At 74.0% G+C, this 22,825-nt stretch carries 23 protein-coding genes and 1 pseudogene; 16 read left to right on the top strand and 8 right to left on the bottom strand.

Annotation, left to right across the window (positions count from 1 at the left end; all coding sequences use genetic code 11):
• Window positions 1–63 precede the first annotated feature (63 nt).
• The 9 genes from GA0070216_RS34295 to hisF all read left to right on the top strand — a co-directional run bounded on the left by GA0070216_RS34295 (window position 64) and on the right by hisF (window position 5,418).
• Window positions 64–234: a hypothetical protein gene (locus GA0070216_RS34295; RefSeq protein ID WP_168222542.1), complete on the top strand. Its 171-nt coding sequence runs from the start codon at window positions 64–66 to the stop codon at window positions 232–234.
• Window positions 234–896 carry an imidazole glycerol phosphate synthase subunit HisH gene (hisH, locus tag GA0070216_RS01555; protein WP_091237479.1) on the top strand — a complete coding sequence of 221 codons (663 nt, stop codon included), beginning with the start codon at window positions 234–236 and terminating at the stop codon, window positions 894–896. Before GA0070216_RS34295 ends, hisH begins: the two co-directional genes overlap by 1 nt.
• 42 nt (window positions 897–938) lie before the next feature.
• Window positions 939–1,262, top strand: coding sequence for a hypothetical protein (locus tag GA0070216_RS01550; protein WP_091237477.1), 324 nt, complete (start codon window positions 939–941; stop codon window positions 1,260–1,262).
• Between the two features lie 18 nt (window positions 1,263–1,280).
• Window positions 1,281–2,009 (top strand): bifunctional 1-(5-phosphoribosyl)-5-((5-phosphoribosylamino)methylideneamino)imidazole-4-carboxamide isomerase/phosphoribosylanthranilate isomerase PriA, encoded by a 729-nt coding sequence (gene priA, locus GA0070216_RS01545; RefSeq protein ID WP_091237474.1) that lies wholly within the window; start codon window positions 1,281–1,283, stop codon window positions 2,007–2,009.
• Window positions 2,006–2,425: a RidA family protein gene (locus tag GA0070216_RS01540; protein WP_091237472.1), complete on the top strand. Its 420-nt coding sequence runs from the start codon at window positions 2,006–2,008 to the stop codon at window positions 2,423–2,425. The genes priA and GA0070216_RS01540 overlap by 4 nt, the downstream gene beginning before the upstream one ends.
• Before the next feature lie 86 nt (window positions 2,426–2,511).
• Window positions 2,512–2,958, top strand: coding sequence for a MarR family winged helix-turn-helix transcriptional regulator (locus tag GA0070216_RS01535; protein WP_091237469.1), 447 nt, complete (start codon window positions 2,512–2,514; stop codon window positions 2,956–2,958).
• 5 nt (window positions 2,959–2,963) lie between these two features.
• Window positions 2,964–3,395 carry an organic hydroperoxide resistance protein gene (locus GA0070216_RS01530; protein WP_091237467.1) on the top strand — a complete coding sequence of 144 codons (432 nt, stop codon included), beginning with the start codon at window positions 2,964–2,966 and terminating at the stop codon, window positions 3,393–3,395.
• A 46-nt stretch (window positions 3,396–3,441) separates the two neighbouring features.
• A complete protein-coding gene (locus tag GA0070216_RS01525) occupies window positions 3,442–4,440 on the top strand; it encodes an NADP-dependent oxidoreductase (protein ID WP_091237465.1) in 999 nt (332 codons plus the stop codon).
• A gap of 210 nt (window positions 4,441–4,650) precedes the next feature.
• Entirely contained in the window at window positions 4,651–5,418 is a 768-nt protein-coding gene (hisF, locus tag GA0070216_RS01520) for an imidazole glycerol phosphate synthase subunit HisF (protein WP_091237462.1), read from the top strand.
• 201 nt (window positions 5,419–5,619) lie between these two features.
• Here hisF and GA0070216_RS01515 read toward each other — a convergent pair whose 3' ends face one another.
• Both GA0070216_RS01515 and yczE read right to left on the bottom strand, forming a co-directional pair.
• The gene (locus tag GA0070216_RS01515; RefSeq protein ID WP_091237460.1) at window positions 5,620–6,078 is read right to left on the bottom strand and encodes a hypothetical protein; all 459 of its coding nucleotides are present in this window, start codon (window positions 6,076–6,078) and stop codon (window positions 5,620–5,622) included.
• Between the two features lie 294 nt (window positions 6,079–6,372).
• Window positions 6,373–6,984: pseudogene (yczE, locus tag GA0070216_RS01510) on the bottom strand (membrane protein YczE); the annotation flags it as partial.
• 58 nt (window positions 6,985–7,042) lie between these two features.
• On the opposite strand from yczE, the gene yczR reads away from it, so the two are divergent.
• Together yczR and GA0070216_RS01500 are read left to right on the top strand one after the other, a co-directional pair.
• Window positions 7,043–8,503 (top strand): MocR-like transcription factor YczR, encoded by a 1,461-nt coding sequence (gene yczR, locus GA0070216_RS01505; RefSeq protein WP_091238833.1) that lies wholly within the window; start codon window positions 7,043–7,045, stop codon window positions 8,501–8,503.
• Between the two features lie 81 nt (window positions 8,504–8,584).
• Window positions 8,585–9,889, top strand: coding sequence for a low temperature requirement protein A (locus tag GA0070216_RS01500; RefSeq protein WP_091237457.1), 1,305 nt, complete (start codon window positions 8,585–8,587; stop codon window positions 9,887–9,889).
• A 58-nt stretch (window positions 9,890–9,947) separates the two neighbouring features.
• Here GA0070216_RS01500 and GA0070216_RS01495 read toward each other — a convergent pair whose 3' ends face one another.
• From GA0070216_RS01495 to GA0070216_RS01485, 3 genes are all read right to left on the bottom strand, one after another.
• Entirely contained in the window at window positions 9,948–11,774 is a 1,827-nt protein-coding gene (locus GA0070216_RS01495) for an AMP-dependent synthetase/ligase (RefSeq protein ID WP_091237455.1), read from the bottom strand.
• A 182-nt stretch (window positions 11,775–11,956) separates the two neighbouring features.
• Window positions 11,957–13,057: a terpene synthase family protein gene (locus GA0070216_RS01490; RefSeq protein ID WP_091237453.1), complete on the bottom strand. Its 1,101-nt coding sequence runs from the start codon at window positions 13,055–13,057 to the stop codon at window positions 11,957–11,959.
• A 320-nt stretch (window positions 13,058–13,377) separates the two neighbouring features.
• Complete coding sequence (locus GA0070216_RS01485; protein WP_091238831.1) at window positions 13,378–14,007, bottom strand: TIGR03085 family metal-binding protein; 630 nt, start codon at window positions 14,005–14,007, stop codon at window positions 13,378–13,380.
• Window positions 14,008–14,186: 179 nt separating this feature from the next.
• Here GA0070216_RS01485 and GA0070216_RS01480 point away from each other — a divergent pair, with 179 nt between their 5' ends.
• The 3 genes from GA0070216_RS01480 (at window position 14,187) to GA0070216_RS01470 (ending at window position 18,849) form a co-directional block, all read left to right on the top strand.
• Window positions 14,187–16,061, top strand: coding sequence for an ABC transporter ATP-binding protein (locus tag GA0070216_RS01480; RefSeq protein WP_091237450.1), 1,875 nt, complete (start codon window positions 14,187–14,189; stop codon window positions 16,059–16,061).
• Between the two features lie 115 nt (window positions 16,062–16,176).
• Window positions 16,177–17,958: an ABC transporter ATP-binding protein gene (locus tag GA0070216_RS01475; RefSeq protein WP_091237447.1), complete on the top strand. Its 1,782-nt coding sequence runs from the start codon at window positions 16,177–16,179 to the stop codon at window positions 17,956–17,958.
• Between the two features lie 153 nt (window positions 17,959–18,111).
• A complete protein-coding gene (locus GA0070216_RS01470; protein ID WP_091237445.1) occupies window positions 18,112–18,849 on the top strand; it encodes a DUF2470 domain-containing protein in 738 nt (245 codons plus the stop codon).
• A 274-nt stretch (window positions 18,850–19,123) separates the two neighbouring features.
• On the opposite strand, the gene GA0070216_RS01465 is transcribed toward GA0070216_RS01470, so the two are convergent.
• From GA0070216_RS01465 to GA0070216_RS01455, 3 genes are read right to left on the bottom strand one after another with little or no spacing between them, the layout of a single operon-like run.
• Window positions 19,124–19,717 carry a TetR/AcrR family transcriptional regulator gene (locus tag GA0070216_RS01465; RefSeq protein WP_091238828.1) on the bottom strand — a complete coding sequence of 198 codons (594 nt, stop codon included), beginning with the start codon at window positions 19,715–19,717 and terminating at the stop codon, window positions 19,124–19,126.
• A gap of 5 nt (window positions 19,718–19,722) precedes the next feature.
• Window positions 19,723–20,478: an ABC transporter permease gene (locus GA0070216_RS01460; protein ID WP_091237443.1), complete on the bottom strand. Its 756-nt coding sequence runs from the start codon at window positions 20,476–20,478 to the stop codon at window positions 19,723–19,725.
• Window positions 20,475–21,215 carry an ABC transporter ATP-binding protein gene (locus GA0070216_RS01455; protein ID WP_091237440.1) on the bottom strand — a complete coding sequence of 247 codons (741 nt, stop codon included), beginning with the start codon at window positions 21,213–21,215 and terminating at the stop codon, window positions 20,475–20,477. Before GA0070216_RS01455 ends, GA0070216_RS01460 begins: the two co-directional genes overlap by 4 nt.
• Before the next feature lie 107 nt (window positions 21,216–21,322).
• On the opposite strand from GA0070216_RS01455, the gene GA0070216_RS01450 reads away from it, so the two are divergent.
• Window positions 21,323–21,709, top strand: a complete 387-nt coding sequence (locus GA0070216_RS01450) for a MerR family transcriptional regulator (RefSeq protein WP_091237438.1) — start codon at window positions 21,323–21,325, stop codon at window positions 21,707–21,709.
• On the top strand, window positions 21,706–22,692 hold the full coding sequence (locus GA0070216_RS01445) for an aldo/keto reductase (protein WP_091237436.1): 987 nt from the start codon (window positions 21,706–21,708) through the stop codon (window positions 22,690–22,692). The genes GA0070216_RS01450 and GA0070216_RS01445 overlap by 4 nt, the downstream gene beginning before the upstream one ends.
• Window positions 22,693–22,825 lie beyond the last annotated feature (133 nt).

Raw genomic sequence — 22,825 nt, 5'->3', positions numbered from 1 at the left:
GACCGGGCCCGGCCCGGACCGGCGCTTCCCGGTCGGGGCGGACCGGGCCGGGGGGTCGCGCTGATGGGCCCGGTGCTGCCGACCCTGCTGCTGATCCTCGCCGGCATCCTCGTCGGCGGGGCCTGGTCGTTGTACCGGCAGGACGCGCCGCGCGGTGCGATCGTGGTCACCGGGCTGCTCGCCGTGCTGGCCACCGTCGGCGGGGTGCTCTGGCTGCTACCCGGGGAGGGCTGATGGGCGCGCACGACGCCGGCACGGCCGGGCGGGGGCGCGGCAAGCGGATCGTGGTGCTCGACTACGGCTCGGGCAACCTGCGTTCGGCCGAGCGGGCCCTGGCCCACGCCGGGGCGGACGTGACGGTCACCGCCGACCTGACCGCCGCCGCCGGGGCCGACGGGCTGGTGGTGCCCGGCGTCGGGGCGTACGCGGCCTGCATGGCCGGGATCGAGGCGTCGGGCGCCGGCCCGGTGATCGCGGAGCGGGTCGCCACCGGCCGCCCGGTGCTCGGCATCTGCGTGGGCATGCAGGTGCTCTTCGCGCACGGCGACGAGCACGGTGTGGTGACCAAGGGGCTGGGACTGTTGCCGGGCGGGGTGACCCGGCTGCCCGCCGAGCGGCTGCCACACATGGGTTGGAACACGGTGACGCCGCCGGCCGGTTCGGTGCTCTTCGCGGGGCTGCCCGCCGACAGCCGGTTCTATTTCGTGCACTCCTACGGGGTGCTCGACCGGGCGGCGCTGGCCGAGGCGGGCGTCCGGGTCACCACCGCCCACCACGGCACGGACTTCGTCGCCGCGGTGGAGCGGGGTCCGCTGTCGGCCGCCCAGTTCCATCCGGAGAAGTCGGCCGAGACCGGTGCCCTGCTGCTGCGCAACTGGCTGGCCACGGTTGACTGAGACCCGGGGCGGCGCATCCGGCCGGACCGGGTCGGGTGCGCGGTGAGTAAGGAGCGGGCCCGTCGGCGGGCCGTCCGGGAGGCGGAGGCCGCCCGCGACCGCGTCGTACGGCAGCGCAAGTTGGCGCGTCGGCAGCGTCGCCGCGCCCTGGTCCGCCGGGTCACCCCGCAGTGGCGGCGGGGCCGGACCGGCCGGTTGGCCCGGCGCAGCCGGGGGGAGCGGGCCGCCATCGTCGGGTTGACCGGGGCGGCGCTGGTGCTGATCTGGGTGTTCGTCGACGATCTTGCGCTGCGGGTGGCGCTGGTCGTGCTGTTGCTGCTGGTCCTGCCGGCGATCGTGGTGATCGCCCTGGACCGTCGGATCTGATACGAGGAGTCTGAGAACGTGAGCCTGACCCTGTTGCCCGCTGTGGACGTCGCCGACGGCCAGGCCGTCCGGCTCGTGCAGGGCGCCGCCGGCAGCGAGACCGCCTACGGCGACCCGCTCGACGCGGCGTTGGCCTGGCAGAGCGATGGGGCGGAGTGGATCCACCTGGTCGATCTGGACGCGGCCTTCGGTCGGGGCTCCAACGCCGCGCTTCTCGCCGAGCTGGTCGGGAAGCTGGACGTGCGGGTGGAACTCTCCGGGGGCATCCGGGACGACGCGTCGCTGCGGGCCGCACTCGGCACCGGCGCGGCCCGGGTGAACATCGGCACCGCCGCGCTGGAGGACCCGCAGTGGTGTGACCGGATCTGCGGCGAGTACGGCGACCGGGTGGCGATCGGCCTGGACGTGCGGGGTCGTACCCTCTCGGCGCGGGGCTGGACCCGCGACGGCGGTGACCTGTGGGAGGTGCTGGCCCGGCTGGACGCGGCCGGCGCGTCCCGGTACGTGGTGACCGACATCACCAAGGACGGCACGATGCGCGGGCCGAACCTGGAGCTGCTGGCCGAGGTCTGCGCCCGCACCGATGCCCCGGTGATCGCCTCCGGTGGCGTCTCGACCCTGGACGACCTGCGCGCCCTGGCGACCCTGGAGCCGGCGGGCGTGGAGGGCGTGATCGCCGGCAAGGCGCTCTACGCGGGCGCGTTCACGGTGGCCGAGGCGCTGGCCACGTTGCGCGCCGCCGGGTGACCGACGCCGGCCGGGAGCCGGGTGACGCGACCGTCACCCGGCTCGGCTCGGGCGGCCCGTGGGAGGCGGTGTACGGCTACTCGCGGGTGGTGCGGGCCGGTCGGTCGGCCTGGACGGCCGGCTGCACGTCGACCGTCGACGGGGTGGTGACGCACGTCGGGGACGCCGCCGCGCAGACCGCCCAGGCGTTGCGGATCGGCCTGGCCGCCCTGGCCGAGGTGGGTGCGAGCGCCGCCGACGTGGTGCGGACCCGGATGTACGTGACCGATCGGCTCGTCGTCGACGAGGTGGGCCGGGCCCACAACGCCGTCTTCGGCGCGATCCGGCCGGTCGCGACGATGGTCGTGGTCGCCGGCCTGGTCGATCCGGACCACCTGGTGGAGATCGAGCTGGAGGCGTACCTCCCGCCGTCCTGATCCGTCCCGGTCTCCCCGGTGCGAGACGTGGGTCACTTCGGGCCAGATAAGTTGTGCGCAATTGGATTGCGAGCTACGTTTTCCGGGTGAGTGACCATCTGGTGTTGCGGGGGCAGGTGTGCTTCGCCCTCTATGCGGCGTCCCGCGCGCTCACCGACGTCTACCGGCCCATCCTCGACGAGTTCGGACTCACCTACCCGCAGTACCTGGTGCTGCTGGTGCTCTGGGAGCGCGGCGACGACCCACCCACGGTCTCCGAGTTGGGTGCCGCGCTGCGGCTCGACTCCGGCACGCTCTCCCCGCTGCTCAAGCGGTTGGCGGCGGCGGGCCTGGTGGTCCGCACCCGCTCCGTGCTCGACGAGCGGCGGGTGGAGGTGGGGCTGACCGCCGACGGCGCGGCCCTGCGCCAGCGGATGACCGACGTGCCGTTGCGGGTGGCCTGTTCCACCGGCCTCGACGAGGCCGAGCTGGTCGCGTTGCGCGACACCCTCACCCGGGTCACCGAGACGATCCACCGACAGAAGGAGCAGTGATTCCCATGCAGGTGCTCTACACCGCGTCCGCGACGGCCACCGGCGACGGCCGCGACGGCCACGTCCGCACCTCCGACGCCACCGTCGAGCTGGACCTGGCCATCCCGAAGGAGATGGGCGGCGCGGGCGGCGCAGCCAACCCCGAGCAGCTCTTCGCCGCCGGCTACGCGGCCTGCTTCCACTCCGCGCTGCGCATGGTCGCCCGCCGCAGCAAGGCCGACGTGACCGGTTCGGTCGTCGAGGCCGAGGTCGGCATCGGCCCGAACGGCAGCGGTGGCTTCGGACTGGCCGTCACCCTGGTGGTGGACCTGCCGGCCGTCGAGCGCTCCGCCGCCCAGCAGTTGGTCGAGGCCGCCCACCAGGTCTGCCCCTACTCCAACGCCACCCGGGGCAACATCGACGTGGCGCTCACCGTGCGCGAGGCCGCCGCGGCCTGAGCGCCGCACCGGGCCACCACCATCGCGTACGAGAGGACGACAGCCGATGACCAGCAACCGTGAGATCCACCTGGCCTCCCGCCCACAGGGTTGGCCGACCGCAGACAACTTCCGCCTCGTCGAGACCGAGGTGCCCACCCCGGGTCCGGGGCAGATCGTGGTCCGCAACCAGTTCATGTCGGTCGACCCGTACATGCGCGGCCGGATGAACGACGCCAAGTCCTACGTGCCACCGTTCGCCCTGGACGCGCCGCTCGACGGCGGGGCGATCGGCGAGGTGGTGGCCGGTGGGGCCGACGGGATCAACGTCGGCGACACCGTGCTGCACGGGCTCGGCTGGCGGGAGTACGCGCTGCTCGACGGCGCGTCGGCCCGCCGGGTCGACCCGGACGTCGCCCCGGTCAGCGCCTATCTGGGCGTGCTCGGGATGACCGGGCTGACCGCGTACGCCGGGCTGCTCGACGTGGCGGCGATGCAGCCGGGGGAGACGGTGTTCGTCTCCGGCGCGGCCGGCGCGGTGGGCAGCATGGTCGGTCAGATCGCCAAGCTGCGGGGCGCCGGCCGGGTGGTCGGCAGCGCCGGCTCGCCGGCCAAGGTGCAGCGGTTGACGGCGCTCGGCTTCGACGCCGCCTTCGACTACCACGACGGGCCGGTGCGGGACGCGCTGAAGGCCGCCGCCCCGGACGGGATCGACGTCTACTTCGACAACGTCGGCGGCGAGCACCTGGAGGCCGCCATCGGTGCGCTGAAGCTGCACGGCCGGGCCGCGATCTGCGGCATGATCGCGCAGTACAACTCGGCCGAGCCGCCGGCCGCGCCGCGCAACCTGGCGCTGGTCATCGGCAAGCGGCTCACCCTGCGCGGCTTCCTGGTCGGCGACCACGGCGGCCTGCGCGAGCAGTTCGTCGCCGAGGTCGGCGGCTGGCTGCGCGAGGGCCGGCTCTCCTACGACGAGACGATCGTCGACGGCATCGGCAACGCCCCCGACGCGTTCCTCGGCCTGCTACGCGGCGAGAACCTCGGCAAGATGCTAGTCCGCCTCTAGCCCCCACCCACCCCGCAGTCCGCCCCCGGCCCCCGGGCCCCCCGGGCGCCCCGCCGCCCCGGCGCCGCAGCGGTGATCAAGAGGTTTACGTCATTCTTGGAGATCGAACTGACGTAAGCCTCTTGATCACCGTCGGGAGCCCCGGGTCGGTCGCACAGGTCGGTCGCACAGGGCGGTCGCCGGGGCGGGGGTGTTGGATAGGCTCATCGCATGACGGTGGCGGTACGGGTGATCCCATGTCTGGACGTGGACGCCGGTCGGGTGGTCAAGGGGGTCAACTTCCTCGACCTGCGCGACGCCGGTGACCCGGTGGAGCTGGCGGCGGCGTACGACCGGGCCGGCGCGGACGAGTTGACCTTCCTGGACGTCACCGCGTCCTCCAGTGACCGGGGCACCATGCTCGACGTGGTACGCCGTACCGCCGAGTCGGTCTTCATCCCGCTCACCGTCGGCGGCGGCGTCCGGCAGGTCGCCGACGTGGACACCCTGCTGCGCGCCGGGGCGGACAAGGTCGGGGTGAACACCGCCGCCATCGCCCGCCCCGAACTGATCGCCGAGATCGCCGACCGGTTCGGCCGGCAGGTCCTGGTGCTCTCGCTGGACGTCCGGCGGGCGCCCACCGGCACCACCCCCAGCGGTTTCGAGGTGACCACCCACGGTGGCCGCCGGGGCACCGGGCTCGACGCGGTCGAGTGGGCGGCGCGCGGTGCCGAGCTGGGCGCGGGGGAGATCCTGCTCAACTCGATGGACGCCGACGGCACCAAGGCCGGCTTCGACCTCACCCTGATCGAGGCGGTCCGCGCGGTCGTCGACGTGCCGGTGATCGCCAGCGGCGGCGCCGGCCGGGTGGCGCACTTCCCGCCCGCGATCGGCGCGGGCGCCGACGCGGTGCTCGCCGCCAGCGTCTTCCACTTCGGCGAGCTGACCGTGGGCGAGGTCAAGGACGCCCTGCGCGACGCCGGCCACCCCGTCCGCTGACGATCCACGCCACCGGGACACCCTGATCCCCGCCGCTCCGCCCGCGCTCTACACACGGCGGGTGCTCCGCGCACGGGCGGGTGGCTCCCTCACCCAGCTGGCTGGGCAAGGGACACTGCCCCGCGCGCGGGGCGGGTGGCTCCTGGCGGAGCCTGGACAAGGCGCCGCCGGTCACCCCTGCTCTGCGCGCGGGCGGGTGGCTCAGCGGCCGGTCTGCCCCTCCGGGGAGCGGCGCGGGGCCGGAATCGACCGGACCACGTACTCCTGCACGGCGGCGGCGTGGTCCTCCTCGGGCAGGTGCCACTGCGCGCTGCCGGGGGCGTGCCGCCGGACCAGCACCCCCTGCACGCTGTCGACCGTGCCGCCCACGCCGGCCCGGGGCCGGGTACGCCAGAGCTGCTCGCCGTCCGGGGTGATCCGGAACCAGCCGTCGGAGACGGTGACCAACCCCGCGCCGACCAGCCGCTGGACCGCTGTCTCCACGTCGTGCCGTTCGGGTATCGCCTGGTTGAGGTGGTCGGCGGTGGACAACACGTCAGTGAGCCGGACCCCCTCCGGGCGGCGGGAATCCGCCGCGCGGCGGTGCCGTCCGGCACCGCTGGCGATCACCAGTGACACGAAGATCCAGGCGTCCGTCCAGCGCCACGCGTTCTCCCCCATGCACGAATGATGCCCGTAGGTGTCCGTTGAGGAAACACCTACTTTCCCCCTGTCGTGTCAGCGCAGCTCAGCGTGGTCACCTCCGGACCCTCGGGGAGCGATTCCGCCGGAAACCGGTTTCCCGCGGCCGGATTCCGGGGCCGGCGGGTCGGCGGACACCGGCGGCACGGACACCGGTGCCGTGCCGCCCAATGCCGTGCCATCCAATGCCGTGCCGCCCAACGCCGTGCCATCCAATGCCCTGCCACCCGATGCCGTGCCGACCGGTGCCGGGCGGGCCCGGTTCGACTGGACCGGTTCGGCGGGGACGGCGAAGCGGGGGATGAAGAACTGGGCCAGCGGGCCGATGCCCAGCGCGTACGCGACGGTGCCGATGCCGACCGTGCCGCCGAGCAGCCAGCCCAGGGCCAGCACGGTGATCTCGATGACGGTGCGGACCAGCCGGACCGAGCGGCCCGGTCGGCGGGCGACGTACCCGGTCATCAGGCCGTCACGGGGGCCGGGGCCGAGCCGCGCGCCGAGGTAGAGGCCGGTGGCGGCGCCGTTGGCGACGATCCCGCCGAGCAGCAGGCCGATCCGGGCGGCCAGCGGCAGCCCGGCCGGCAGCAGGGCCACCGCGGCGTCCACCACCAGCCCGATCACCACCACGTTGCTCACCGTGCCGAGCCCCGGGCGTTGCCGCAGGGGGATCCAGAGCAGCAGCACCGCCGCGCCGACCGCGATGGTCACGGTGCCGAACGACAGACCGGTCTGCCGGGCCAGCCCCTGGTGGAAGACGTCCCACGGGTCCAGCCCGAGCCCGGAGCGGATCATCATGGCCATGCTGACCCCGTAGAGGACCAGCCCGGCATAGAGCTGGGTGAGCCGCCGGACGGGGCGGTGCCGGAGATTGCCAATCGGAGCCATGCATGCCACCCTAGGGTCCAATACTGCCCAGAGAAGAGCCAATTCCTAAGGGGTGGCCGTGACCAGCCAGGTGCGAGGGGTCCAATTGGCCCGGCTGCTCGGGCAGTGGCACGCGCTGCCGGGCCGCCGCCGCAGCCCCGACTACGCCGCGCTCGCCGCCGCCGTCCGGGGACTGCTCGCCGACGGCCGGCTCCCCCTGGGGGTACGCCTGCCGGCCGAGCGGGAACTGGCCGAGGCGCTGCGGATCAGCCGGACCACGGTCACCGCCGCGTACCGGCAGCTGCGGGAGACCGGCCACCTGGCCAGCCGGCGCGGCGCGGGGAGCTGGACCATGCTGCCCGGCACCCACCGGGTCGCCAGCACCGGCCTGTGGACCCCGTTGGACGACCGCGACATGATCGATCTCGGGGTGGCCGCGCTGGCCGCGCCGCCCGAGCTGGTGCCGGCCGCCCACGCCGCCGTGGAGGACCTGCCGCGCTACCTGTCCGGCGCGGGCTACCACCCGACCGGCATCATCGAGCTGCGCGAGGCGGTCGCCCGGGCGTACACCGCACGGGGGCTGCCCACCAGCGCTGAGCAGATCATGGTGACCAGCGGCACCCAGCACGCGCTGGACCTGGTGCTGCGGCTGGCCCTCGCGCCCGGCGGAAACGTCCTGGTGGAATCGCCCACCTACCCGAACGCGCTCGCCGCGCTGGCCGCCCGACGGGCCCGGATCAGCACCCACGGCCTCGCCGTCGACGGCCCCGGCTGGGACGCCGACCTGCTGCTGGGCAGCGTCCGGCAGACCCGGCCCAAGCTTGCCTACCTGATCCCCGAGTTCCAGAACCCGACCGGTCACCTGATGCCTGCCGAGCTGCGCGAACGGCTTGTCGCCACGGCCCACGCCGCCGGCACCGACCTGGTCATCGACGAGTCCTTCGTGGATCTGCCGCTGGACGGCACGCCGCTGCCGCCGCCGACCGCCGTCTTCGACCGGCACTCCCGGGTGATCTCCATCGGGGGGATGAGCAAGCCGTACTGGGGTGGCCTGCGGATCGGCTGGGTACGCGCCTCCGCGCCGCAGGTGCAGCGGCTGGCCGCCGCCCGGGTCGGGGTGGACATGGCCAGCCCGGTGCTCGACCAACTGGTGGCGGTGCACCTGCTCGCCCAGGCCCCGGCGATCGTCGCGGCCCGTCGTGACCAGCTCGTCACCCAGCGGGACGCCCTGCTCGACGTGCTGGCCGAGCGGCTGCCGGACTGGCGGGTCGAAGTGCCCCGCGGCGGCGTCACCCTCTGGGCCGAGCTGGACGGCCCGATCTCCAGTGCCCTGGCCCGCGCCGCCGAGGAGGTCGGCGTACGGCTGGCGCCCGGCCCCCGGTTCGGCCTGGACGGCACCCTGGAGCGCTTCCTGCGGCTGCCCTTCACCCTGCCCGCCGCCGACCTGGTGGAGGCGGTCGGCCGGCTGGCCGCGATCCGCTACGACCTCGACCGGGGCGCCGGCCGCCCGCGCTGGCGGGAACCGGCCGTCATCGCCTGACCCACCCGCCCCGGGGCCGCCGAGGGACGCGGTCGGGACGAACCGGCCCGGTCGGCCGGCGGCGGCTGGGAGACTGCCGAGGTGGGCAGCCCGGGGTGGTCGCGCGGCGTCCGGCTCGGTGCGCCCGGCTCCCGGACCACCCGGCTGGAACTCTTCTACGACCTGGTCTTCGTCTTCGCGTTCTTCAACGTCACCGCGTTGACCTCCCGGGAGCCCACTGCCAGCAACCTACTGCGCTGCCTGCTGGTGTTGGGGTTGCTCTGGTGGTGCTGGACCGGGTTCGCCGGCCTCGGCAACGCGGTCCGCGCCGACCAGGGGCTGCTGCCGGTGCTCGGCTTCGTCACCGTCACCGCCACCTTCCTGCTGGCGCTGAGCATGCCGGGGGCGTTCCTCGACGAGCCCGGCGGTCTGCACGGCCCGCTGGTCTTCGCCGGCTGCTACTTTCTGGTCAGGGCCAGCCAGCTGTCCGTCTTCGGGGTGTTGGCCCGGGGCGACCCGGTCCGGTGGCGGCAGTGGACCCGGCTCGCGCTGCTGCCGGTGGGCGCCACGGCGCTGCTGGTCGTCTCCGCGGTGCTGCCCCACCGGATCGCCGGGGACGGCATCGCGACCGCCCTGCAACTCGCCCTCTGGACGCTCGCCCTGCTGCTGGAGTACGTGGCCGGGGTACGCCTGGGCGGGGCCTACTGGTCGGTGCTCTCCGCCGGGCACTGGGCGGAACGGCACGCCCTGATGGTGCTGATCGCCCTCGGCGAGTCGATCATCGCGCTCGGGGTCGGCCCGAAATTCGTCACCGGCCTGCCGCTGACCTGGCCGGTGGTGATCGCCGCGACGCTCGGCATCGCCGTCGCCTCGGTGCTGTGGTGGACCTACTTCGACACCCTGGCGCTCGCCATGGAGCAGGCGTTGCACCGCAGCCGCGATCCGGTGTCCCGGGCCCGGCTGGCCCGGGACGCCTACACCTACCTGCACCTGCCGATCGTCGCCGGGGTGATCTTCTTCGCCCTCGGGCTCAAGGACCTGCTGGCCGAGGTGGCCGACCCGGGCAATCCGGACTGGGGCCTGCCGCTGGGCGGCCGGTGGGTGCTGGTGCTCTACGGCGGGGTGAGCCTCTACCTGCTCAGTCTGGTCGCCTGCGGACTGCGGACGGTACGGGTGCTGCGCTGGCCACCGGTGCTGGCGGTGCTGGCGCTGGGCGCGTTCGCCCCGCTGGGGGCCCGGGTGCCCGAGGTGGGCGCGTTGGCCCTGTTGGCACTGGTCTGCGTCGCCCTGGTCGTGGTGGAGACCCGGGGGCAGGGCCGTCGCCGGCACCGGGTGCGCCAGCTGGCCCTGGCGGAACAGGAGGCCACCGAGGCCGAGCAGAGCCGGTGGCGTCACGAGCACCTGTGACCGGTCGGCGTCCGTGTCCCGGGACGGGGGGACACGGACGCCGACCAGCCCGGACGGCTCAGATCTCGGCCAGGCTGCCCGCGTACATCCGGTCGATCTCGGCGGCGAAGTTGCTCTCCACCCCGCGCCGCTTGATCTTCAGCGACGGGGTCATCTCGCCGTCCTCGATGGTCAGGTCGCGGGGCAGGACGGTGACCTTCTTGATCGTCTCCCAGCGGTTGAGCTTGGCGTTGAGCTGGGCGACGTGCTCCTCGACCATGGTCCGGGCCTCGGGCGAGGCGACGATCTCGGCGTAGTCCCGTCCGTCGAGCGGGCCACCCGCCGCCCAGCCCCGGATCGCGTCCGGGTCCAGGCTGACCAGCATGGTGCAGTAGTTGCGGGCCTGACCGATCACGATCGCCTGCGAGGTGTACGGGCAGATCGCCTTGAACATGCCCTCGATGTGCGACGGCGCGACGTACTTGCCGCCGGAGGTCTTGACCAGGTCCTTCTTGCGGTCGGTGATGCGCAGGTAGCCGTCGTCGTCGAGGCTGCCGATGTCGCCGGTACGGAAGAAGCCGTCCTCGGTGAACGCGGCGGCCGTCTCCCCGGGCAGGTTGTGGTAGCCGCGCATCACCGGCCGACCCCGGACCAGGATCTCGCCGTCGGTGTCGATCCGGCACTCCAGGTCGCCCATCGCCCGGCCGACCGTGCCGATCCGCAGCCCGTCGGGCGGGTTGACGAAGTTGCCGGCGCTGGTCTCGGTCAGGCCGTACCCCTCGGAGATGGGCAGGTTCGCGGCGGCGAAGAAGGTGGCGATCTCCGCGCTCAGCGGGGCCGCACCGGAGACGAGCACCCGGATCCGTCCGCCGAGCCGGGCCTGGAGCTTGCTGAACACCAGCTTCTCGGCCAGCGCGTACCTGAGCTTCAGGCCGCCCGGCACCGGCCGGCCAACCTGCTCCAGGGCGACCTTCTCCTTGCCGACCGTGACGGCCCAGGCGAAGATCTTCGCCTTCGCGCCGCCGGCGTCCTGCGCGGTGGTGACCGCCTTGTTGTAGACCTTCTCGTAGACCCGGGGCGCCCCGCACATCAGCGTCGGCCGGATCACCGCCAGCATCTCGACCAGCTTGTCCACCCGGCCGTCGACGTAGGTCGGCAGCCCGACGTGCGTCGAGCCGCAGAGCAGCGTCTTGCCGAACGAGTGCGACAGCGGCAGCCACAGGTACTGCACGTCGTCGTCGCGCAGCAGACCCGTCTCGGCCTGCACCACCCCCTCCCAGCACCAGCCGCCGTGCAGCAACTCGACGCCTTTCGGCCGGCCGGTGGTGCCCGAGGTGTAGATCAGCGTCGCCAGGTGCTCCGGGCCGACCGGGGCGACCAGCCGTGCGATCAGGTCGGGCTCGGCGGCGAGGGCCTGTGCCCCCTGCGCCTCCAACTCGGCGAGGGTGAGTTGCGGCACCGCGGCGGTCGGGTCGGGGGTGCCGTCGAAGAGCACCACGTGGGTGAGCGCGGGCAGTTGCGCGCCCGCGATCTTCGCCGCCTGGGTCGGGTTCTCCGCGAACAGCACCCGGGAACCGGAGTCGGCGATGATGTACGTCGCGTCCTGCGGCTCGGTGGTGGGATAGACGGTGGTGGTCGCCCCACCCGCGCACATGACGCCGAAGTCGGCGATGATCCAGTCCAGCCGGGTGTTCGCCAGGATCGCCACCGGGTCCTCCAGCCCGACCCCGAGCCCGTGCAGGCCGGCGGCGACCGCGTCGGCCCGCCGGCCGACCTGGGCCCAGGTCAACCAGACCGGCCCGGAGTCGTCCGGCGCCGGGTGGGCGAAGGCGTGCTGGTCGGGGGTCGCGGCCACCCGCTTGCGGAACATGTCAGGGATGGAACGGTATGGGATATCGAGAGCCATCGTGATAGCCGCCTTCAGGGGGTGGGTGACGTGACGGGGGTCACGTCGCGCTGCGGTTACCGAAGGGTATTGCCTGCGCCGGGGCATCGGCTAGCCCCCGTACCTGTGAGGCGGCTGAGTCCCGACGGGGTCGGTCCGACGCCCGCGCCGGACCGGCTGCCGCGTGCGGTGCGGGGGCGTGGTCAGCCGTACCGGTCCACCCGCACCGACCAGTCGTAGGTGGCGCGCAGCCACGAGCGGCGGGCCGCCAGGTAGGGCGTCAGTGCGGGCCCGCCGTGCGCGACCAGCGCCGCCTCGCGGACCAGGTAGCCGGCCAGCCCGTCGTTGAACCACCCGGCGGCCAGTTGGAACGCCGCCGCCTCGCCCCGCCCGGTCTGCGTGGCGAGGACGGTCACCAGGTTGTGCGGGTCGGCCGCCGTGTCCTGTTCCTTGCGGTAGGAGAACAGGTCGTTGCACCAGCAGACCAGGTCGACCGCGAGGTCGTCCAGCGCGATCACCGCGGGATCGACCCGCCGCGTCGGGCCGGGCAGTCGGCCGTACGCCAGGTCGGTGAGGGTCAGGCTGGGGCGTACCCCGCCGGTGTGCCGCCGCATCTGGCGGTACTCGGCCACCCCCGGGACCCGTCGGTGCTCCCGGTTCGCCGCCTCCCACAGCAGCGCGAGCAGGTACGCCCGCAACTGGCTGACCAGCCGCAGCAGCAGCGTGGGGCGGCGCTGGTCGCGGACCCGGCGGCACAGGTCGGCCAGGGCGGCACCGAGCGCCCCGCCCGGTGCGCCCCGGCTGTCCGGCCCGGCGTGGTCGGTCGGCCTGCTGCCGGCGGGCCGGCTGGTCGGCCCGATGCGGTCGGTCGGCGCGGGTCGGCTGGTCGGTACGGCGCGGTCGGTCGGCGCGGGTCGGCTGGTCGGCACGGTGTGGCCGGCCGGGGGCGACCGGTCGGCCGGTGCGCCGTGCCGGTCGAGGACGTCCAGCAGCGCGGCGATCGTCGGCGCGAGGGTGGCCGGCGCGCTGCCCAGCCCGTCGTCATCGCAGACGTCGTCCATCACGAACAGCCAGGAGAGCAGGTCGGTGAGCAGCCGCAGCTGCGCCACCGACACCTGCGGGCAGGCGCGTCCGGCCAGCTCGGCGGCACCGGCCCGGTGCAGTCGGGCCGTCGCCCGCCCGCCCTCGATCAGGCCCTGCCGGCGGGCCCACTCCGTACTCTCCGCCGCCACCCCGTCGGTGGCGGCGTGCCGCCGGCTGACGAAGGGTGGTTCGAGTAACGCCGAGACGTTGAAACTGTGCATGGTTTCCCCAGTCGGCCACCCCCCACCGGTGGCGTCGCCGGAGAGTACGCCAAGGGAATCGACATCGATCATTGCTGGCGGGGGTCGAAGTGACCGATTCCACCGCTACCGCCAACAGCGACGTGGTCCGCTCCGTCGGGTGATCCGTCGGCCGCGCAGGGTGTTCGTCGCGGGGGCGAACGGTCCCGTGCCCGGGTGGGCGCGGCCGGTCCCACCGGGTGCCGACGACCCCGGGGCCGGTCCCGCCGGCGTGCCGACAACCCCAGGGGCCGGTCCCCCCGGCGTGCCGACAACCCCAGGGGGCGGGCCCGCCGGGGTGCCTACAACCCCAGGGGGGCGGTACGCAGCCGTTCGGCCAGCGCCGGTGGACCGTCGATCTGGACCCGGGCCACCCGCTGCCGGCCGGAGAGGAACAGCACCAGCTCGCCGGGGGAGCCGACCAGGCGTACCCGGTCGCCACCCCGGCCGGCGGTCACCTCACCCTGGCCCGGTGCCTGGACCAGCAGGTTCGCCGGGAACCGTCGGGCCCGGGTCCGGGTGAGCAGGGCGACCGGCTTCCACAACCGGGCGGCCAGCCCGGGCGGGAGGTCCCGGGGTTGCCACCCCGGCCGGGCCCGCCGGACGTCCTCGTGGTGGATGAAGAACTCCATCGTGTTGGCCAGCTCGTCGGTGAGTGGGTTGCTGACCGGGCTCCACACCGGGGGGCGGCGCACCTGGTCGAGCAGCTCCGGCCAGGGCCGGGCGGCGACCCGCAGCCGCACCCGCTCGGCGTACCCGTGCAGGGGCGGCAGCAGGATGCCGCCGGCGGCGTCGGGGCGGCGCTCCCGCACCACCAGGTGGGCGGCGAGGTCCCGGGCGGTCCACCCCTCGTTGATCGTCGGGGCGTCCGGGCCCACTTCCAGCATCAGGTCGGCGAGCGCCTCGCGCTCCGCTCGGGCGTACCGCGGCATGCAGCGATCGTAGGTCGGCGGGCCGCCGTCGGCGCGGCGAGCGGTCCGCTCCACCGGCGGGGGACGCGTGCGGGCGGTGCGATCGGCGACGTGATGGTCGACATACCACGCCGGGCGGCGTAGGTGGCTGCGAGCGGTAAGGATAAGGGAGATAATTGCGGCTTACGGCGGGGGAGAGCGTGGCGAGCGGGACGAGTCGGGACGTGATCCACCGGGGGCTGTGGGTCCTTGGCCGGGCAATCCGGGAACAACCACGCATCTTCGCGGTGGCGGTCGCCGGCAGCGTGCTCTTCGGTGGGCTGGTGATCGTCAGCGCGTACGTGGTCGGCGCGGTCGTCGGCGACGTGGTGGTGCCGGCGGTCGAGTCCGGCGAGGTCGGCACCAGCACACTGGCCCTGGCCGCCGTGGCGTTGTTCGGGATCAGCGTGTTGCGGGTGGTCGGCATCTTCGGCCGCCGGCTCGGCGCGGGTTACATGCAGTTCCGCCTCCAGGCCGCCTACCGCCGCCGGGTGACCCGCCGCTACCTGGAACTGCCGCTGTCCTGGCACCACCGCAACGCCACCGGCACGCTGCTGTCCAACGCCAATTCCGACGTCGAGGCGGCCTGGTATCCGATCGCGCCGCTGCCGTTCGCGGTGGGCACGCTGGTGATGCTGGTCGGTGCGGTCGGCTCGCTCTTCTTCACCGACTGGGCGCTCGCCCTGGTCGGGCTGGCCGTGTTCCCCGCCCTGTTCGCGCTCAACGTGGTCTATTCCCGCCGGATGGCCCCCCGCCAGGCCCTCGCGCAGCGGTTGCGGGCCGAGGTCAGCGGCATCGCCCACGAGAGCTTCGACGGCGCCCTGGTGGTCAAGACCATGGGCCGGGAGGCCCAGGAGACCGCCCGGTTCGCCGGTCGGGCCCGGGAGTTGCGGGACTCGCTGATCTCGGTCGGTCGGCTGCGGGGGGTCTTCGACCCGCTACTGGAGACGCTGCCCAGCCTCGGCACCCTGGCGGTGCTCGTGGTGGGCACGATCCGACTGCGGCAGGGCGCGATCACCGTCACCGAACTGGTCAGCGTCGCCTTCCTCTTCACCGTGCTGGCCTTCCCGGTGCGGGCCATCGGCTGGGTGCTGGCCGAACTGCCCCGCAGCGTGGCCGGTTGGGACCGGGTCAGCCGGGTGCTCGACGCCACCGGCGAGATGCCCTACGGGGACGACACCCTCGACGACGGCGGGACGCCCGCCACCCTCGCCTTCGACGGCGTCCACTTCGGGTACGAACCCGCCGAGGCGCACCTGCCCGGGACGCAGGTGCTCGGTGCGGTCGCCTTCACCGTGCCCGCCGGGCGGACGGTGGCGCTGGTCGGCCCGACCGGCGCCGGCAAGTCCACCATCGCCTCGCTGGCGGTCCGGCTGGTCGACCCGGCCACCGGCACGGTCACCCTGGACGGGGTGGACGTACGCCGGCTCACCGCCGCGTCACTCGCCTCGACCGCCGCCCTGGTCGCCCAGGTGCCGTTCGTCTTCGACGACACCGTCCGGGCCAACATCGGCCTGGACCGGCCGGGCATCGACGACGAGGACGTCTGGGCGGCGCTGCGGCTGGCCGAGGCGGACGGCTTCGTCGCGGCCCTCCCCGACGGGCTGGACACCATGGTCGGTGAGCGGGGCACCTCGCTCTCCGGTGGTCAGCGGCAACGGCTCACCCTGGCCCGGGCGCTGGCCGGCCGGCCCCGGCTGCTGGTGCTCGACGACGCCACCAGCGCGGTCGACCCCCGGGTCGAGGCCGCCATCCTGGCCGGGCTGCGCGCCCCGGCGCCCGGGCAGCAGGCCGCCGCGTCGATCCTGGTGGTGGCGTACCGGCGGGCCACCATCGCGCTCGCCGACGAGGTGATCTATCTGGAGCAGGGCCGGGTGCTGGCCCGGGGCACCCACACCGAGTTGCTGGCCAGCGTGCCCGGCTACGTCGACCTGGTCACCGCCTACGAGCAGGCCGAGCAGGAACGGGAACAGAACCGGACATACGACGAGGCCGCCCCGCTGCCGTCGGGCCTGGAGATCGAGGTGGACCGGTGAGCGCGAGGAGTGCAGCGCAGCGGAGCCCCGCAGTCGTGAACGAAGGGTTGGCCCGGTGAGCGCGAGGAGTGCAGCGCAGCGGAGCCCCGCAGTCGTGAACGGAAGGTCGGCACCGGTGAGCGCGGGTGACGGGGACGAGCGGGTCGAGGGGACCTGGCAGACGTTGCGGCGGGGGTTGGCGCTCTCGCCGGAGCTGCGTACCGGCCTGGCCGGCACCGTCGCGCTGGCGCTGTTCTACATGGTCGGCCGGGTGGCCGTGCCGGTGGCCGTGCAGCGCGGCATCGACCAGGGGATCGCGGTGCCCGGTGGCCCGGATCTGGGGGTGATCGTCACCGTGGTCACCGCCACGGCGGCGGTGCTGGTGGCCACCACCGCCTGCGGCTACCTGATGATGCGGCGACTGTTCACGGTCAGTGAGACCGCGCTGGCCAACGTCCGGACCAGGGCGTTCCGGCACGTGCACGACCTGTCGATGCTGCACCAGCAGTCGGAGCGGCGCGGTTCGCTGGTCTCCCGGGTGACCAGCGACGTCGACCAGATCACCCAGTTCCTCCAGTGGGGCGGGGTCATCCTCCTGGTCAACCTGGGTCAGCTCGCGGTCACCACGGCGGTGATGCTGGCGTACTCCTGGCAGCTGACGCTGGTGGTGCTCGTCGCCTTCGCGCCGGCGGTGCTGATGATCCGGCTGTTGCAGCGTCGGTTGGCCGGGGCCTACGGGGTGGTCCGGCAGCGGATGGGCACCCTGCTCGGCACGATCGCCGAGAGCGTGGTGGGTGCGCCGGTGATCCGGGCGTACGGGGTTTCCGGCCGGACGGCCCGCCGGTTGGACACGGCGATCGAGGGGCAGCGGGTGGCCCAGCAGCGGGCGATCCGGATCAGCATCATGGGCAGCTCGGTGGGGGAGTTGGCGGCCGGGGTGGCGCTGGCCGGGGTGGTGGTGGTCGGGGTGTCGCTCGGGGCGGACCGGACGCTGTCCGTCGGCCAGCTCACCGCCTTCCTGTTCCTGGTCACCCTGTTCATCCAGCCGGTGCAGATCGCCACCGAGGTCCTCAACGAGGCGCAGAACGCCATCGCCGGTTGGCGGCGGGTGCTCGACGTGCTGGACATCGCGCCGGACGTGGCCGACCCGGGGGAGCAGGGCCGGGAGTTGCCGGCCGGGCCGTTGGACATTCGTTTCGCCGGGGTGACGTTCGCCTATCCGGGCGGGCCGCCGGTGCTGCACGGCGTCACCCTGGACATCGCGGCGAAGAGCCGGGTGGCGGTGGTCGGCGAGACCGGCAGCGGCAAGACCACCTTCGCCAAGTTGCTCACCCGGCTGATGGACCCGACCGAGGGGCGGGTGCTGCTGTCCGGGGTGCCGCTGGACGAGGTGCGGTTCGATTCGTTGCGGTCCCGGGTGGTGATGGTGCCGCAGGACGGGTTCCTGTTCGACGCCACGGTCGGGGAGAACGTCCGCTTCGCCCGTCCCGAGCTGACCGACGCGCAGCTCACCACCGCCTTCACCGAGCTGGGCCTGGCCGACTGGTTGGACGGTCTACCGGCGGGCCTGGCCACCCCGGTGGGTGAGCGGGGGGAGGCGCTGAGCGTCGGCGAGCGGCAGTTGGTGGCGCTGGCCCGGGCTTACGTGGCGGATCCGGATCTGCTCGTCCTGGACGAGGCGACCAGCGCCGTCGACCCGGCCACCGAGGTACGCCTGCAACGCACCCTGGACGCGGTGACCCGGGGTCGGACCACGCTGGCCATCGCGCACCGGCTCTCCACCGCGCAGGCCGCCGACGAGGTGGTGGTGGTGGACCGGGGCCGGATCGTGCAGCGCGGCCCGCACGAGGAGCTGCTCCGCGACCCCGACTCGGTGTATGCCCTGCTCTACGCCTCCTGGCTGGAACAGACCCGCTGACGTTCGACGTGGGCACCGGGGCGGGGGAGCACCGCCCCGGGTCGGGCGTCGCCGAAAGCGCGTCCCACGGTGGAGTCGGTGGTCGGTGGACGCCGTCGCCCCGGGTGCTCTACGCTGCGGTTAGGTAAGGCTAACCTTTATCGGAGGTGCCCGGTGGCCCCGACCCCTGCTGAGCTGATCCGCACCCTGGTGGCCGGTCGGCTGCCCGGCCTGGTGCACCTCGCCCACCGGCCCGGACCGTTCCACGTCCGGCACGCCACCGACCTGGAGGGGCGGGTGCTGCTGCTCGTTCCGGTCTTCAGCGACCTGGCCGCCGAACTGGACCCGGGTGCCGCCCGGGACGTCGCCGTGGTGCTCGACGTGCTCGACCTGCCCCCGGCCGCCGGAGCGCCGTCGGCCGGTCGGGCCTGGGTCTCCGGCTGGGCGGTGCCACTGGACGGCGAGTCGGCCCGTCGCGCCGCCGTCGACTTCGCCGCCGTGGACCCGACCGGTGATCTGCTCGACGTGGGGAGCCGCTTCCGGCTGCACCGCTTCGAGGTGGCCGAGGCCCGGCTGGAGACCGCCGGCGTGGTGCACCGGGTCGATCCCGGCGAGTACGCCGCCGCCGAGCCGGACCCGCTGCACGCCGACGAGGCCGCGCTGCTGGCCGACCTCGCCGACCACCACGGGCCGGAGGTGGTCGCGTACCTGCGCGGTCGGCTCCACCTGACCGGCGACGAACCCCGGGTGGTACGCCTCGACCGCTACGGCCTGGTCGTGGCGTACGGCCGCCCCGGCGACCGCCGCCGGGCCCGCCTGCCCTTCCCTCACCCGCTCGCCGACCCGGCGGACCTGCCCCACCTCCTGCTCCCCCTGCTCCCCCTCCCCACCCCCGCCCACCCCCACCCCTGACGCGCCCCCCGCCCCCCGCCCCCCGCCCCCGCTCCACTCGCCGCCTCCCGCCCGCCGCCGGCGGCTCCCGGTGATCAAGAGGTTTACGTCATGCCGGACGGCTGTCGTGACGTAAACCTCTTGATCACCGGTGCGGGCCCGGCCCGGCCCGGCCCGGCCCGGCCCGGCCCGGCCCGGCCCGGCCCGGCCCGGCCCGGGCGGGGCCGGGCGGGGCGGGGCCGGGCGGGGCGGGGCCGGACGGGCGGGGCGTGGGGGTGGGGGTGGGCGCGGGGGGTTAGGGGAGGGGGGCGGTGAGGTAGCGGTGGATGGTGGGGCCGAGGGTGGTGGCCAGGGTGTCGGGGGTGGCGGAGGCGACCGGTTCCAGGCGGATGACGTAGCGCATCATGGCCAGGCCGATCATCTGGGTGGCCACCAGTGCGCCGCGTAGCGGCAACTCCGCCGGGTCCAGGTCGAGTTGGTCGAGCACCCGGCGTAGCACCTGGGTGACCAGGAACTCGCGCAGCAGCCGGGCCGTCCACTCGTTGTTGGTCGCCGAGCGGAGCAGCGCCACCGCCGCCGACCCGGCCGGCGAGTCCCACACCCCGAGGAACGTGCGGACCAGCCGTTCCCCGATCTGGTCCGGGTCGCCGGCCAGCACGGCCGGCAGCAGCACGGCCGGGTCGATCGGGATGTCGATGGTGGCCCGGAACAGCTCCTCCTTGCTGCCGAAGTAGTGGTGCACCAGGGCCGGGTCCACTCCGGCGGCGGTGGCGATCTGGCGGATCGAGGCGGCGTCGAAGCCGCGTTCGGCGAAGGCCGACCGGGCGGCGGTGAGGATCGCCTCCCGGGTGTCCGGGTTGCCGGGGCGGCGGCCGGTCCGTCGGATCACCGGGGTCACCCGCTGCGCCGGCGCAGGGTAGCCGCCGCCAGCACCAGGGCCGCCAGTGCCGCACCGGCCACGATCGTCACGTCCCGCCACATCAGGCCGGTCGGTTCGGCGTGTGCGCCGACCTCCTGGAGCGCCTCCACCGCGTACGACAGGGGCAGCACGTCGCTGACCGCCTGGAGCCAGCCGGCCATCTGCCCGCGCGGCACGAACAGCCCGCACAGCAGCAGTTGCGGGGCGACCACCACCGGCATGAACTGCACCGCCTGGAACTCGGTACGGGCGAAGGCGCTGCAGAACAGCCCCAGCGCGACGGCCAGCACCGCGTTCACGGCGGCGATCAGGATCACCAGCCCGGCGGCCCCGGCCGTGGTCAGCCCGAACAGCCAGTACGCCGCAGCGGCGGCGACGGTCGCCTGCACCACCCCGGCCAGCCCGAACGCGATGCCGTAGCCGAAGAGCAGGTCGAGCTTGCCCAGCGGGGTGGTGAGCAGCCGTTCCAGCGTCCCGCTGGTGCGTTCCCGCAGCATCGCGATGCTGGTCACCAGGAACATGATGATGAACGGGAAGAAGCCCAGCATCACCAGGGCGACCCGGTCGAAGGGGGCCGGTTGGCCGGGTGGGGCGGGCTGGTCGGCGTACATGTAGTAGACCAGGGTGAGCAGTACCGTCGGCACCACCACCAGCAGCGCCACCGTACGCCGGTCGTGCCGCAGTTGACGCAGGATGCGTCCGGTGGTGGCGGCCAGGATCGTCGGTTTCACGCCGTCTCCCCGGTGGTCGTCGGGTCGGTTCCGCCGGCCCGGATCAGGCGCAGGAACGCCTCCTCCAGGTCGTCCACCCCGGTCGCGGCGCGGACGGCGTCGGGGGTGTCGTCGGCGATCAGCCGGCCCTGACGGATCAGCAGCAGCCGGTCGCAGCGGGCCGCCTCGTCCATCACGTGGCTGGACACCAGCAGGGTGGTCCCGGCGGCGGCCAGGGCGTGGAACCGGGCCCACAGGTCGGCCCGCAGCACCGGGTCCTGCCCGACCGTGGGCTCGTCCAGGACGATCAGTTCCGGTTCGCCGACGAGCGCGCAGGCCAGCGAGGCCCGGCTGCGTTGCCCGCCGGAGAGGGTGCCGACCAGTTGGCCGGCGGCGGCGGCCAGGCCGACGTCGGTGACCGCCCGGTCGGCGTCGGCGGCGGGGCGTCCCTGGAGGGTGGCGAAGTAGCGGGCATTTTCCCGGACCGTGAGGTCGGCGTAGACGCTGGGTGCCTGGGTCAGGTAGCCGACCCGGTGGCGCAGCTCGGCCGTGCCGGCCGGTCGGCCCAGCACGGTGACCGTGCCCGAGTTGATGGTCTGCACCCCGACCACGGCCCGCATCAGGGTGGTCTTGCCGCTGCCGCTCGGGCCGAGCAGCCCGGTGACCGCGCCGCGCGGCACCGTGCAGCCGATGCCGTCCAGCACCCGTCGTCGACCCCGGTCGACGACCAGGTCGCGGACGGCGATGGCGTCGTCCATCGCGCCTCCTCAGAAACTCATCGTTCGTTGAAATCAACGCTAGATGAATTAACCGACCGCGCGCAACTGTTGACTTCGAGCGCGCTCGAACTGGAAGCCTGGAGCCCGTGGACATCAGCACGCGGGACAGCGGCCTGTCGGTCGGCGAGGCGGCGGCCCGGGTCGGCCTGACCACCTACACGCTGCGCTGGTACGAGCAGGAGGGGCTGGTCGCCCCGGTCGGCCGCGACTCGGCCGGCCGCCGCCGCTACACCCAGGGCGACCTGGACTGGCTGGTGCTGCTCACCCGGCTGCGCCGCACCGGCATGCCCGTGCGCGACATGCGCCGGTACGCCGAACTGGCCCGCCTGGGCGACCGGACGCTGGCCGCCCGCCGGGCGCTGTTCGAGAGCCACCGCATCCGGGTGCTGACCCGGATGGCCGAACTGGAGGAGGACCTCAAGATGCTCGACTACAAGATCGATCTCTACCGCCGCACCGAGGAGGAACGATGATCCGTCGACGGATCGGGGCAGCCGGCCCGGAGGTCTCCGCCATCGGGCTGGGCTGCATGGGCATGAGCTTCGCCTACGGCGGGCCGGACGACGCCGAGTCGACGCGCACCCTGCACCGTGCCCTCGACCTGGGGATGAACCACCTCGACACCGCCGACATGTACGGCTTCGGCGCCAACGAGCGGCTGCTCGCCCCGGTGGTGCGGGCCCGTCGCGACGAGGTCTTCCTGGCCACCAAGTTCGGCAACCGGCGCACCGCCGACGGCTCCGGGGCGTACGTCGACAGCAGCGCCGCCTGGGCCCGTCAGGCCTGTGACGCCTCCCTCGGCCGGCTCGGGGTCGACACCATCGACCTGTACTACCTGCACCGTCGCCACCCGGGCACCCCGATCGAGGAGACCGTCACGGCGATGGCCGAGCTGGTCGAGGCGGGCAAGGTGCGCCTGCTCGGACTGTCGGAGGTCAGCCCGGCGACCCTGCGGACGGCCCACGCGGTGCACCCGATCTCGGCCGTGCAGATGGAGTACAGCCTGTTCACCCGGGACGTCGAGGGGGAGATGCTGGACACCTGCCGGGAGCTGGGGGTGACGCTGGTGGCGTACTCGCCGGTCGGGCGGGGGCTGCTCACCGGGGCGATCACCGGCCGGGACCAGCTCACCGAGGGTGACTGGCGGGCGGCGGCGCCCCGGTTCGCGACGGAGAGCCTGGACGCCAACCTGCGCCTGGTGGCCGCCGTCCGGGCGGTGGCCGACGAGATCGGCTGCACGCCGGCCCAGGCCGCCCTGGCCTGGCTGCTCGCCCAGGGCCCGGACGTGCTCCCGATCCCGGGCACCAAGCGGGTCCGCTACCTGGAGGAGAACGCCGCCGCCGCCGAGCTGCGGCTCACCGCCGCCCAGCAGGCCCGGCTGCGGGAGGCGGTCCCCGCCGATGCGGTGGTCGGCGCGCGGTATCCGACCTCCGGGATGCAGACGGTCGGGCACTGACCTGCGCACCGGGCGCGGCGCTGCCGGCACCGGCCGGCAGCGCCGCCGGGGCCGGCGCGCCGGCCCGACCCCGCGCTGCCGGCGTGCCACCTGCGCGGCAGGGCCAGGGCCCCGGCCGCATCGGTCGGCGGCC

The organism is Micromonospora matsumotoense (assembly GCF_900091525.1).
GTDB lineage: Bacteria > Actinomycetota > Actinomycetes > Mycobacteriales > Micromonosporaceae > Micromonospora > Micromonospora matsumotoensis.
This window is presented reverse-complemented; position numbering and strand designations above follow the sequence as displayed.